Consider the following 11,819-nt stretch of genomic DNA (forward strand, 5'->3'; position numbering starts at 1 on the left):
CTGCGACTATCCCTGCCGCATCAGCCGTCAGGAGGCAAGCATGAACGAGCGACCAGACCCGCAAACCTACCCCGTCACCCCGCGCAACCGGGCAAAACGCCTGCATGAGCGCGCAGCCTACGACCGGGAGGCCGTCTACGCCGTGCTCGACGCTGCCCTTCTGTGTCACGTGGCCTATGTCATCGACGGCCAGCCCTATTGCACGCCGACCATCCACTGGCGCGAGGGCGACTGGCTGTTCTGGCACGGCTCGTCTGCCAGCCGCATGCTGAAGACCCAGAAATCCGGCATCCCTGTCTGCCTCACGGTCGCTCATCTCGACGGCCTGGTGCTGGCCCGCTCCGGCTTTCACCACTCCGCCAATTACCGCTCCGCCATGTGTTTCGGCACGGCCCATGTCATCGACGATCCGGCCGAAAAGGCGGACGCCCTGAAAGCCGTCGTCGACCGCTTCTATCCCGGCCGCACGCAGGTCTTGCGCGAAAACGACCCCCAGGAAGCCAAGGGCACCATGGTCATCGGGATGCGCATCGAGGAGGCCTCGGCCAAGATCCGCTCAGGCGGCGTCTCGGATGATCCCGCCGATAGCGACGCACCGGTCTGGGCCGGCGTCATCCCGGTCGAGACCCGCCTCGGCACGCCGGAGATCTGTCCGAAGGTCCCGGACGGCGTCACCTATCCCGACCATCTCGCCCATTTCCGAGAAGGCCGGAGGCTGGACGAAGTCTTGACGGAGAGCCAGGCGCTCTACGAAAAGCAGGGCTGACGGGGCCATCCCGCCTCTCGACACCGTGCAATGAACAAGGGGCGGCGCATCGACCGATGCCCGCCCCAGCAGAGCCATCCCTTGATCGCCCCTCACGCCGCCGAAATCCACCCCTCGAGCTTGACCCGTTGCGCCTCGGAAAACGCATGCGACTTGCGCGTCGTCTGGTCGAAATGCACCACCACCGTCTCGGCCGAGGCGCAGAGCCTGCCGTTCTGGAACACCGCCTGGCTCATCGTCACCGACGACCGCCCGACCCGTGTCACCCGTGTCCCGATCTCGACCGTGCCCGGCCACAAGATCTCCGCGACATAATCGATGTCGAGCTTGGCCAGAACGAAGGAAAAGCCTTCGTCGAGCAGCGGATCATCCGGGTTGTAGATCAGCTCCACACGCCCCGTTTCCATGAAGGTGGCAAACACGGCATTGTTGACATGCCCCTGCCGGTCCGTGTCGCCATAACGCAGCTTGTCGTAAGCCTGGCCTGCAAAATCCTCGAGCCTCAGCCCCTTCGTCTCATCCACCATACGCACGGAAATCCTACTGCCTGCTGCCTCTTGGCCAATCAGCCAATTCGGCATTTCCCTAATTTCAGAAATCGCCAATCACTTACTAAGGCCGCCCGATCACGCAGCCATGCCGATCATCTCGGAAAACGCATATCGCACGCTGTCGGCCACCGCCCGAATCGTCTCCGACGTCTCCTTGCCGGTCAACAGCCTGACTTCGAAGGAGCCGAGCTCGGGCAACCCGTGTTTGACGCCGAGCGCCGTCATGTCGTCGGTGAGATAGCTCCGCGGCAAGGGCGCGACCGCCAGGTCGGCGATCACCGCTGCCCGCTGCGCCATCGTGTGCGCCGAGAGATAGGCGATGCGATAGGGCCGCTTCTCCTTGTCGAGTCTCGCCAGCGCATCCGCCCGCCAGCAGCAGCCATCCTCCCAGATCGAAACGGGCAGCGGATCGCGCAAATGCGCCGTGCCACATTTGGCTCCGGCCCAGACCAGCTGCTCCTGGTGGATCACCTCGCCCTCATGAACCACCTGGCCGGGCGCACAATTGGAGAGCGTCAGATCCAGCCGCTGTTCGGCGAGCCGGCGCCTCAGCGCGCCCGACGAATCCACGGTCAGATCCACCATGATCAGCGGATAGAGCTCGGCAAACCGCCGCAATATCGTTGGCATGAAGCGCTCGCCGATATCGTCAGGCGCGCCGAGGCGCACAACCCCCTTCATCTCCGGCATGCGAAACCGGCCCACCGCCTCGTTCGACAGGGCGAGCATCCGTCGCGCATAGGGCAACAACACCTCGCCCCCCTCCGTCAACGTCACCGAACGCGCATCGCGCAGAAAGAGCGTCACGCCCAACTGCTCCTCGAGCTTTTTGATCTGCATGGAGACGGCCGACGGCGTGCGGTAGACCCGGTCGGCGGCCGTGGTGAAGCTGCCGGTCTCGGCGATTGCCACAAAGGTGCGGAGCACGTCGTTGTCGAGAAGCGGAAGAGGCTGGCGCAGCATGAGGGTCATGATGATCTACCTTCAACAAAATTGAATCTGAAGACGATACTATTGCGTTTGATTGAATGTCAATTGCGGAGCATCCTTCTTCTCACACACCGACAAAGGAGGATTGCAGCCATGACTTCGACAGCCTTCCAGACCCTGCGCCACTCCCTCGCCACTCTGATGGCGAAGACGCGCCAACGCACCACCCGCGAGGCCACACGCCGGACGCTCGCCTCGCTCGACACCGCACTTCGCGATGATCTCGGCCTCACCCGCCACCACCAATTCATCACGTTCCAGAATGCAAAGCATGACAAACATTCGTTTGAGTGATGCGTTGTGACACGTCATACGAGAACCCGGCCCTGAGGATCCGATGAAGAAAGGGCCGCCGAACCCGAGAGGATCAAGTCCATGACAATGGTTTGCTGCACTGCCCCGATCACACGCACCGCGCCAGCCGTCCCGACGACGGTTGACATGGTAAGGCGCGCGGCCGCCCATCTCGCGACGAAACTGAACGATCTGGCCCACGCCATCGCCGAGGACCGCCGCCGCAGGCGTGACGCCGCAGCACTTGCCGCCCTGCCCTTCGATCTGCGCAAGGATCTCGGCTGGCCTGCGGGCGACACGCATCGCTGATCGCCGGAACCAGCGCTCCACCCCGCGACGCGGGCAGCCGACCGCGTCGCAAACGGGGCATCGCGCCACCCCGGCCATCCCTTGCCCCACGGCCCGGAAGCCTCAGGTTTTTCAACCACCTGTAATCGCCTGTCCCGCCAGTGCCCGTTTCCCGACGTCGCAGCCGGAAAAATCGGCAGAAATATCGCTCTTTAGCGATTGCGAATGCTTTCACGGCGCGGGATCTTATGACAATGTCGTAAAACGACTATCGCGCCGATCAATTCAGGCGGAGCATGCCGGAAAACAAGGGAACGGCAGCAAGGACAACCGGGCACCATCATGAGCAAGATCCAGCCACAGACCAAGAAGCGAACCATCGTCTTCTTTCTAGTCCCCCATTTCACGCTTCTGCCCTTTGCCGGCGCCATCGAGACGCTGCGCATCGCCAACCGCATGCTGGGTTACGGTGCCTATGAATGGCGCCTTGCCTCGGTTGATGGCCAGAAGGTCTATTCCTCCTCCGGCATCGGCATCGAGGTGAACGGCTCGCTCGCCGACGAGCGCCGATATCTCGGCGGCGAGAACCGGCCGAACATGGCGATCGTCTGTTCCGGCATCTATGTCGAGGAGTTCAACAACAAGTCGGTCAATGCCTGGCTGCGCGAAGCCTATAACCGCAATGTCGCCGTCGGCTCGCTCTGCACCGGCGCCCATGTGCTCGCCCAGGCCGGCCTCCTCAACGGCAAGCGCTGCGCCATCCACTGGGAAAACCTGCCCGGCTTCTCCGAAAACTTCCCCCAGGCGGAAGTCTATGCCGACCTCTACGAAGTCGACGGCAATCTCTACACCTGCGCCGGCGGCACAGCCTCGCTCGACATGATGCTGAACCTGATCGGCCAGGATTTCGGTGAAGGCCTCGTCAACCGCGTCTGCGAACAGCACCTGACCGACCGCGTCCGCTCTGCCAACGACCGCCAGCGCCTGCCGCTCAGGGCTCGCCTCGGCGTGCAGAATTCCAAGGTCCTGCAGATCATCGAACTGATGGAGGCCAATCTCGCCGAGCCGCTGTCGCTGCTGCAGATCGCCGACGATGCCGGCCTGTCGCGCCGCCAGATCGAGCGCCTGTTCAGACAGGAAATGGGCCGCTCCCCAGCCCGCTACTATCTCGAAATCCGCCTCGACCGCGCCCGCCACCTGCTCGTGCAGTCCTCCATGCCCGTCGTCGAAGTTGCCGTCGCCTGCGGCTTCGTCTCGGCCTCCCACTTCTCCAAGTGCTACCGCGAACTCTACAACCGCTCCCCCCAGCAGGAGCGCGCAGAACGCAAGCTGACCATGTCGAGCAACCGGACGGGGGTGGTGGTGTAAGCCACGAACCGTAAAAGGTGAGGCCGGGGTAAGCCCTCCCCCTTGTGGGGAGGGTTTGGGAGGAGACTTCCCCCGAGCACCCACTCTGCCCGTAGTGGCCGCGCCCGATACCCATCCTCTCATCCTGAGGTGCCCGCGCAAGCGGGCCTCTAAGGATCAACGCCCAGACCGATGATGCCACCCGCCCTCGACTTTCGAGGGCCGCAGGCGACGGTACACACAGTGTACCCTGCAACGCTTGACACATAACAAGCCCAAGACCGAAGAGACTGTAATTCCTCCGTTACCATGCTAGCCTGCTCGCGCTTGTATGCGAGGAGCGCATGGAGCTTCAGAAGAACGCGGGGCCAATTTACAGATATGAAGAGCCATGTGAGAGGGGCATTTATAACCGCGGCGGGGTTAACCGTGTTCATGACCATCCTCCCACCTGCGCTCATCGGCGGAGCTGACGGCGCGGTTTGGGATTTCATCTATCGCTTCCAAGGACTCATTACGGGCATATTGGCCGTGGGCGCCGCGTTTTGGACCGTAGTGGAGTTGCGAAACTCCCAGCGTATGCAGGAACAGCAACATCAAGCGCAGATCGCCGTTGCGACACTCCCTCACAAACTGGCCATCCTACGATTCATGGCCCTTACCACACCGATCTTGGACAACTACCCCAATATTTGCCATCAGTATCTCCGACAGCTGGACCCGGCCCTGCAGTGGGGCGAGAACACTAACAAGGGTCTGGCAAATTGGTTACTGGCAACCGGATTTTTAAAGCGGCTGATGCATAGCGATTTTTTCAGTGAGTGTGAGCCGCTGTTCACACCACCTGTGGCTTTATGCTCCCAACAGATCGAAGCAAGCCTCGAATTTTTTGAAGCCATCAGCTCTTCCACCTCCCATGAAATCGCAGATCTCTGGAAGGACGAACTGAAGCCGGTATGGTATCACGACGGTTTTGGAGTTGCCGCTGAAGATCTTTGCAAACAAGTCAGCGAGCTCAGGCGTCAATTAGATCTATGGTTTGAAGTGATGCTCGGCGAGCGATATCAAATCGCTCACTGACCCCGCAGTCGCAGCCTAGCGTAAAGATTGCCATAATATCTGTAACATAAAGGCAATGGCGCCCCACCCGCTCCCATCACCCCACCAAACTCCAGAACAACCTTAGCGACACAAACAGCAGGGCGATCGGGAAGATCACCGAAGAGGCGATCCAGTTGACGAACCCGGTGAAATTGCGCGGGCCACCGTCGCGGCAGCCCACGCCCTGTTTCGTCTCAGTCCGCCAATTCCGGGATCCGCAACACCTGCCCGGGATAGATCTTGTCGGGATGGGAAAGCATCGGCCGGTTGGCCTCGAAAATCACTGTATTCTTCGCGCCCTTGCCCTTGCCATACTGCGCCTCGGCGATCTTCCAGAGATTGTCGCCCTTCTTGACGGTGTAGAAGACGGGCTCCTTTGCCGCGGAGACAGGCGCGTCCGGCGTTTCGGCAATGGTCAGTTCCGCGGCCTCGACCGAGGAAATGCCGAGCGTATTGCCGACGGCAACGACGGCCTTTTCGAAGGCGGACTGGTCCTTGACCCTGCCCTTCAGCACCACCTTGTCTTCGACCACCTCGACCTTGACGGCATCGGTGCCGAGCCCATGTGAGGCGAGTTCCTTCTGCACGGCTTCCGCATCCGGCGCGTCGTCGTCACCGCCGATACCAAGCTTCTTGCCGGCATTCTTGATGAAATTGAATAAACCCATTTTCGTCTCCTCACTGTCTCAACCGTTGATCGGTGCCGACAGGAGAGACCAGCTTTATGACAAACTCAAGAAGCCATTGCTGTTTTATATTCATGCTTATCGCGATCGCACCAATATCCCGGCCGAGGCTCGGCCGACGTTTAACAAATTGAAATCCATCCATGCGACTCTGGGAACAACTTTGCACCTGAAGCGGAAGACGGCGCCGACAGTCTGCATGTGCCGCATTGCCTCGGGCGCAATGAGTATCGAGTGGAGAGCGGTGTCTTGTTTACCCAGCAGCAATTGACGGCGATCCTGTCATCGCTTCCGGATCCAGCCTTCATCCTGACCCGGAGTGGCCGTTATACCGAGGTCTTCGGAGGCAAGGATGCACGCCATTATCACGATGGCAGCGCCCTGATCGGGCGCAGCCTCTTCGAGGTGTTGAAGGACGACAAGGCCCGCTGGTTTGCCGCCGAGATCGGCAAGGCGCTGGAATGCGGCGTTCTGCATATCGTCGAATACGAATTGTCCGGCAGCGACGTCAAAGGCGCAGGCGACGGTCCTTCGGAGCCGATCTGGTTCGAGGGGCGCGTTCGGGCCCTGCCCTTCCAGGTGGACGGCGAGGATGCCGTCGTCTGGGTGGCGAGCAACATCACCGAGAAAAACGACGTTGAGCGCAAGCTTCGGGAGCTCAGTGAAACCGATGCGCTGACAGGCCTCTACAACCGCCGCAAACTGATCGAAACACTCGATCACCGCATGCAGATCTTCGCGAGCGAACAATCCCAGACATCGGTGCTGATATTCGACCTCGACAATTTCAAGCGGCTGAACGACGAGCGCGGCCACCACGCCGGCGACTCTGCCTTGATCGAGATCGCCCGGCTTTGTCGCGAAAACCTGCGTCAGGATGACGTAATCGCGCGCATTGGCGGCGACGAGTTTGTCATCGTGATGCCGGATCTGGACTGCAAGGATGCTCTGGCGATTGCGGATCGTCTGCGCAAACAGGTGTCCGCCGAGTTGCGCGAAAGCCTGCGCTACGAATCCACGATCAGCGGCGGCGTCAGTGAATTCAGCCAGCCGGACCGCTTTTCGAGCGACATTCTGAAGCGCGCCGACGAGGGCCTCTATGTCTCCAAGCGCGCGGGCCGCAACCGCGTATCGGCCTGCTGATCCGCGCCCATGGCCTTGCGACGGATACGAGGCGACCGCCGGTTTATCGAGCAGCGATCGAGGCGGCGAAGCAAGCCCTAGCTTGCGAGCAAGCTCCAGAAGAACCGCGCCGAGACGAAGAGCAGAAACACCGCAAAGCCCAGTTCCAGCTGTCGCTTGTTCAGCCGATGCGCCAGCTGGGCGCCATAGGGCGCGACCACCATGGCGATCGGGAAAATCACTGCAAAGGCGATCCAGTTGACATAGCCGGTGGAAAAGGGCGGCAGACCCGCCTCGCCCCAGCCGGCATAGATGAAGCCGAGAAAGGCCGGGATCGAGATCAGCACACCGACGCCCGAGGAGGTTGCGACCGCCTGGTGGATCGGCCTTCCGAACAGCGTCATGAAGGTATTGTTGAACACCCCGCCGCCGACCCCCATCAGTCCGGAAAACAGGCCGATCGCCGACCCCGTCAGGAAGCGCCAGGGTTGCCCCGGCAGTTCCGTGCCGAGATGCATCCGATTGGAAAGAAGCAGCATGCGCGCCGCCAGCACCAGGCCCATGACCGCGAAGAACAGGCGAAGTCCGGCACTCGAGACATAGGCCGCAACGACGGTGGCGAGAAGCGCCCCGAGCGGCACCGCGATCATCCAGCCTTTCAGCAGGTTCATATCGACCGCCCCGCGCTTCTGATGCGCCTGGAACGAGCGGATCGAGGTCGGCACGATCAGCGCCGTCGAGGTGCCCACGGCGAGGTGCATGATTACATCCTCGGGGATCCCGGCATAACCGAACACCTGGTAGAAGACCGGCACCAGCACGGCCCCGCCTCCGATGCCAAACACACCGGCCAGGAGCCCCGCCACCGCACCGGCGGCCGCGAGCATGACGGCAAACAGGAGAATATCGGCAAGCGGCGGCATGGGGCACTCCGGAAAATACAAACCGTCTGGCCAGACGGTCCTTGGCGGCGGGATGTCGGGCGCCGCCGCTCGTCCCGATCCGGAGGCGCTGCGGCGGCAGACATGCTGAAGCCTCTAGGCCCTGCCCGCCCCGGCCGCAAGCCCGCTCCCACCCGCTGCGGTACGCCCGGACGGATCACCCGATCTTGAGCCTCATGCCGGGTTCATCATAAATTGCGCTGCAGGAGAGCCGCTCGACGCCGCCAGACCGAACCCTCTTCCTCGTGGCGAAAAGTTCGGTGAGGTCACCTGAAAATGCCCGCCTGCACCGCGCACGCATTGAGCCACGGGAAGTGTCCACCGGACACGAGGTAAATGACTTAGGCAATTAGCGAATTGCGGCATTCGCGAAGCGCCGACCTCAGCGGCAGTTCCGTTTGTCGAGATAGAGCGAGCAATCCTTGCCTGCGGGCGCGCCGTCTTGCTGAGAGGACGCCCCTGTCGACCGTCGCGTCGAGACCGGAACCGGATCGTTCATGCCGCTATTGCCGCTATCGGCCGCGAGCGGCAGGATCCCGCCCTCGCCCGGCATGTCCTGCGCCAGCTGCACCTCTTGTGCCGCCGCCCCGCCCGGTCCCGTCACGATCTGTGTCGGCTCGTCGAAACCGATCCCGTCCACCACCGGCTGGCTGGTCGTGCCCTCGGCAATCGCCATCGCCCCGCCATTCGTCACCAGATGCGGCTGAACCCCGACAGGGCTCACGACGTCAACAGACCCCAGATCGGCAACAGGAGGCGCCTCGCCGATCCCGAGCTGGCCGTCGATATTCACGCCGCCTTCGGGAATGATCATCGCACTTGCCGCAGGCTCCACCCCGCCGTCCATCGAACGCGGCTCGGCCGCCGCCATCATCGGCGCGGTTTGTGCCCCGTCGCTCTGGCTGAGATCGGGCGTGTCGAGATAGTCGATCCCCGCACTGCCGGCATTGGCCGCAGACGCCGGCGGCGCGTAGGCCGCGGCCTCCGCTTGCGGGTCACCGACGCGTCCGACGAGCACCCGCCCGTCCCGCCTCCGATCGACCTTGCCGATCAGCTGGTCCCCCGCGCGCGGCCCACCGACATCGGCAAAGGGCACGCGATCGCTGCCGGAACAGCCTGATAGCATCAGGGCCGAGATACAAGCTGCCGTAAGCCGGCAGCCAAGGGACGAAAACACAAGACTCATTTCACCCTCGATGGCCCTTTATGGGACAACTCCGAGGAGCATAGGACCGGCAGACTTAACGCGCCATGAACGGAAACCGCCAGGAATCCAGGGCAAAAAATAGGGGCCGGCGGATCACTCCACCGGCCCCCGACCGTTCGCCTGTGCTGACGCTTACGCCGCCCGGCGATGACCCGTCGCCTGCTGGACGTTGACCTTGAGGCGCGAGAGCAACTGGCGCAGCTTGTAGCTCTCCTCCGCCAGCGACTGCCCGGCCGCCGAGGTTTCCTCGACCATGGCCGCGTTCTGCTGCGTCATCTGGTCCATATGGTTGACCGAGGTGTTGATCTCGGCCAGCCCCGTCGCCTGTTCCTTGGCCGCGGTCGCGATCGTGTTGACGCTCTCGTTGACGCGGTTGACCAGCGATTCGATCTCGACCAGCGCCTCACCGGTCGAGCGAACCAGACCAACGCCCGTATCGACTTCGGCCGCCGACGCGCTGATCAGCGTCTTGATTTCCTTCGCCGCATTGGCCGAACGCTGTGCGAGCTCACGCACCTCCTGGGCCACGACGGCAAAGCCGCGACCGGCTTCGCCTGCCCGCGCCGCCTCGACACCGGCATTCAGCGCCAGCAGGTTGGTCTGGAAGGCGATCTCGTCGATCACGGAAATGATCTGGCTGATCTTCTGCGAAGACCCCTCGATCCGTCCCATGGCATCGACCGCATTGCGGACGATCTCGCCGGAGCGGTTGGCGCTCGACTTGGTTTCGGCCACCATCTGGCGGGCTTCATTGGCCCGTTCCGCCGCCGTGCGCACGGTGGCCGTGATCTCGTCGAGCGCTGCCGCCGTTTCTTCTAGGGCCGCCGCCTGCTGCTCGGTGCGCTTCGACAGGTTGTTCGTCGCCTCGCTGATATTGCCGGCCGAAGACGTCACCACGTCGCTCGTCTGGTTGATCGCCGCGATCACGCCGCCGAGCGATTCCACCGCACGGTTGAAGTCGTCGCGCAGCTTTTCATAATCCGAGCCGATGACGCCGATCTGCACGGTGAGGTCGCCCTCGGCCAGCCGCTCCAGTGCCGACCCCAGCGCATTAATTGCGTGGTTCTGCCGTTCCGAAGAGGTGCGCAGGTTCAGTTCATTGCGCTCGCGTTCGCCATTCAGGCTCGCCTGCTGCTCCGCCTCGCGGTCGCGCAGCTCGATGCGTTCGCGCACGCTGTCGCGCAGCACGACGAGCGTCTGGGCCATGCCACCGATCTCGTCGCGGCGCTCCGTGCCTCCGACCTCGATATCCACCCGTTCGTCGGCGATGTCGCTCATCGCGGCCTTGAGCCGGTTGATCGGAGCAACGACGCTGCGAACGACGAGATAGGCGCACAGGATCATGCCGACCATGGCGCCCAGGATGAGCACGCCATATTTCAGGGCCGTCTGGCGGAAGAGTGCGGCAAGGTCGTCCGAATAGACGCCGGTCCCGACGATCCAGCCCCAGGGCTCGAAGCCGATGACATGCGACAGCTTCTCGACCGGCTCCTCGAAGCCCGGCTTTGGCCAGTAGTAGTTGACGAAGCCTTCCTTGCCCGACTTGACCGTATTGACGAACTCGACGAACAGCAACTTGCCGTTCGGATCCTTGTTCTGGCTCAGGTCCTTGCCGTTCAGTTCCGGCTTGATCGGATGCATGACCATGGCCGGCTGCATGTCGTTGATCCACATGTAACCGTCCGGCTGATAGCGCATTGCGCCGATCACGTCCTTGGCCCGCTCCTGCGCTTCCTCGCGCGTCAGCGTACCCTCCTGCTCCATCTTCTGATACTTGTTCAAGATCGCAACGGCATTGTCGTTGACTTGCGCAAGTCCGACACGTCGCTCTTGCACCAGCATGTCATAGGATTGGAACAGACTGTAAGTCAGCGCGCCCGCCAGAACGGCCAGAGCCAGCGCAACAAGTGCATAAAGCCGCACAGACAGCGACACGGATTTCATATTACCCACCCCCCCAAATTGGTCAGAATGCTAAATTTTGATATTTAACCGTTCTAATTTCAGTAAATGCGCGCCTATAGATTCTGAGGGGTATCTTTTGATCCATTAGATTTAGTAGTGGCGCAGCCGCCGTGCACATCGACATCTGGTCGAAACACTCCGGAAGAGAATCGACAGGACATTATGGAAAGAACGGACAGGCCCACGGGCGAGCTCACACTGAGGACACTCGCCATGCCCGCCGATGCCAATGCCGCGGGTGATATTTTCGGTGGCTGGGTCATGGCGCAGATGGACCTCGCCTGCGGCATCCGCGCCGCAGAACGGGCCCGTGGCCGCGTCGTCACAGCCGCCGTCCAGGAAATGGCCTTCGCCATGCCGGTCAAGATCGGCGATACGCTTTGCGTCTACACGGAAATTGCCCGCGTCGGCCGCACCTCCATGACGCTGAAAGTCGAAACCTGGGCGCAGCGCTATCTGACGCATGTCATGGAAAAGGTGACGGAGGCGACCTTTGTCATGGTCGCCCTCGATGCCGAGGGTAAACCCACGCCGGTGCCACCGGTTTGATCTGACGCCGCG

13 protein-coding genes are annotated in these 11,819 nt (G+C 62.1%); 7 read left to right on the forward strand and 6 right to left on the reverse strand.

The genetic code is table 11. The annotated features are described in order from the left end of the window. The first annotated feature begins 40 nt into the window (after positions 1-40). On the forward strand, positions 41-766 hold the full coding sequence (locus QTL56_RS05105) for a pyridoxamine 5'-phosphate oxidase family protein (RefSeq protein WP_245136814.1): 726 nt from the start codon (positions 41-43) through the stop codon (positions 764-766). Positions 767-858: 92 nt separating this feature from the next. Here the strand turns inward: QTL56_RS05105 and QTL56_RS05110 are convergent, their stop codons facing one another. Beyond that, positions 859-1,293, reverse strand: coding sequence for an acyl-CoA thioesterase (locus QTL56_RS05110; RefSeq protein WP_245136813.1), 435 nt, complete (start codon positions 1,291-1,293; stop codon positions 859-861). A 99-nt stretch (positions 1,294-1,392) separates the two neighbouring features. Next, on the reverse strand, positions 1,393-2,289 hold the full coding sequence (locus QTL56_RS05115) for a LysR family transcriptional regulator (RefSeq protein WP_229575531.1): 897 nt from the start codon (positions 2,287-2,289) through the stop codon (positions 1,393-1,395). 111 nt (positions 2,290-2,400) lie between these two features. On the opposite strand from QTL56_RS05115, the gene QTL56_RS05120 reads away from it, so the two are divergent. The 4 genes from QTL56_RS05120 (at position 2,401) to QTL56_RS05135 (ending at position 5,316) form a co-directional block, all read left to right on the forward strand. Further along, positions 2,401-2,601: a hypothetical protein gene (locus QTL56_RS05120; protein WP_229575532.1), complete on the forward strand. Its 201-nt coding sequence runs from the start codon at positions 2,401-2,403 to the stop codon at positions 2,599-2,601. Positions 2,602-2,748: 147 nt separating this feature from the next. After that, a complete protein-coding gene (locus tag QTL56_RS05125; protein ID WP_289393480.1) occupies positions 2,749-2,910 on the forward strand; it encodes a hypothetical protein in 162 nt (53 codons plus the stop codon). A gap of 321 nt (positions 2,911-3,231) precedes the next feature. Continuing rightward, complete coding sequence (locus QTL56_RS05130) at positions 3,232-4,257, forward strand: GlxA family transcriptional regulator (protein ID WP_229575534.1); 1,026 nt, start codon at positions 3,232-3,234, stop codon at positions 4,255-4,257. Positions 4,258-4,665: 408 nt separating this feature from the next. Continuing rightward, positions 4,666-5,316 carry a hypothetical protein gene (locus QTL56_RS05135; protein WP_245136811.1) on the forward strand — a complete coding sequence of 217 codons (651 nt, stop codon included), beginning with the start codon at positions 4,666-4,668 and terminating at the stop codon, positions 5,314-5,316. Between the two features lie 215 nt (positions 5,317-5,531). Here QTL56_RS05135 and lysM read toward each other — a convergent pair whose 3' ends face one another. Then, positions 5,532-6,005 (reverse strand): peptidoglycan-binding protein LysM, encoded by a 474-nt coding sequence (gene lysM, locus QTL56_RS05140; protein WP_245136810.1) that lies wholly within the window; start codon positions 6,003-6,005, stop codon positions 5,532-5,534. Positions 6,006-6,272: 267 nt separating this feature from the next. Here lysM and QTL56_RS05145 point away from each other — a divergent pair, with 267 nt between their 5' ends. After that, positions 6,273-7,166, forward strand: a complete 894-nt coding sequence (locus QTL56_RS05145; protein ID WP_245136809.1) for a sensor domain-containing diguanylate cyclase — start codon at positions 6,273-6,275, stop codon at positions 7,164-7,166. 77 nt (positions 7,167-7,243) lie between these two features. Here QTL56_RS05145 and QTL56_RS05150 read toward each other — a convergent pair whose 3' ends face one another. The 3 genes from QTL56_RS05150 to QTL56_RS05160 all read right to left on the reverse strand — a co-directional run bounded on the left by QTL56_RS05150 (position 7,244) and on the right by QTL56_RS05160 (position 11,237). Then, a complete protein-coding gene (locus QTL56_RS05150) occupies positions 7,244-8,068 on the reverse strand; it encodes a sulfite exporter TauE/SafE family protein (RefSeq protein WP_245136808.1) in 825 nt (274 codons plus the stop codon). Between the two features lie 400 nt (positions 8,069-8,468). Then, positions 8,469-9,272, reverse strand: coding sequence for a hypothetical protein (locus QTL56_RS05155; RefSeq protein WP_245136807.1), 804 nt, complete (start codon positions 9,270-9,272; stop codon positions 8,469-8,471). 153 nt (positions 9,273-9,425) lie between these two features. Further along, complete coding sequence (locus QTL56_RS05160) at positions 9,426-11,237, reverse strand: methyl-accepting chemotaxis protein (RefSeq protein ID WP_245136806.1); 1,812 nt, start codon at positions 11,235-11,237, stop codon at positions 9,426-9,428. A gap of 183 nt (positions 11,238-11,420) precedes the next feature. Between QTL56_RS05160 and QTL56_RS05165 the strand changes: the two genes are divergently transcribed. Further along, positions 11,421-11,807, forward strand: a complete 387-nt coding sequence (locus QTL56_RS05165) for an acyl-CoA thioesterase (RefSeq protein WP_229575748.1) — start codon at positions 11,421-11,423, stop codon at positions 11,805-11,807. Positions 11,808-11,819: the final 12 nt, after the last annotated feature.

Source organism: Peteryoungia algae (assembly GCF_030369675.1).
Lineage (GTDB): Bacteria > Pseudomonadota > Alphaproteobacteria > Rhizobiales > Rhizobiaceae > Allorhizobium > Allorhizobium algae.

What these genes read in the sequence shown, in the direction of transcription:
- QTL56_RS05105 (WP_245136814.1), top strand. Translation starts at nt 41, where the DNA reads ATGAACGAGCGACCAGACCCGCAAACCTACCCCGTCACCCCGCGCAAC.
- QTL56_RS05110 (WP_245136813.1), bottom strand. Translation starts at nt 1,293, where the DNA reads ATGGTGGATGAGACGAAGGGGCTGAGGCTCGAGGATTTTGCAGGCCAG.
- QTL56_RS05115 (WP_229575531.1), bottom strand. Translation starts at nt 2,289, where the DNA reads ATGACCCTCATGCTGCGCCAGCCTCTTCCGCTTCTCGACAACGACGTG.
- QTL56_RS05120 (WP_229575532.1), top strand. Translation starts at nt 2,401, where the DNA reads ATGACTTCGACAGCCTTCCAGACCCTGCGCCACTCCCTCGCCACTCTG.
- QTL56_RS05125 (WP_289393480.1), top strand. Translation starts at nt 2,749, where the DNA reads ATGGTAAGGCGCGCGGCCGCCCATCTCGCGACGAAACTGAACGATCTG.
- QTL56_RS05130 (WP_229575534.1), top strand. Translation starts at nt 3,232, where the DNA reads ATGAGCAAGATCCAGCCACAGACCAAGAAGCGAACCATCGTCTTCTTT.
- lysM (WP_245136810.1), bottom strand. Translation starts at nt 6,005, where the DNA reads ATGGGTTTATTCAATTTCATCAAGAATGCCGGCAAGAAGCTTGGTATC.
- QTL56_RS05150 (WP_245136808.1), bottom strand. Translation starts at nt 8,068, where the DNA reads ATGCCGCCGCTTGCCGATATTCTCCTGTTTGCCGTCATGCTCGCGGCC.
- QTL56_RS05155 (WP_245136807.1), bottom strand. Translation starts at nt 9,272, where the DNA reads ATGAGTCTTGTGTTTTCGTCCCTTGGCTGCCGGCTTACGGCAGCTTGT.
- QTL56_RS05160 (WP_245136806.1), bottom strand. Translation starts at nt 11,237, where the DNA reads ATGAAATCCGTGTCGCTGTCTGTGCGGCTTTATGCACTTGTTGCGCTG.
- QTL56_RS05165 (WP_229575748.1), top strand. Translation starts at nt 11,421, where the DNA reads ATGGAAAGAACGGACAGGCCCACGGGCGAGCTCACACTGAGGACACTC.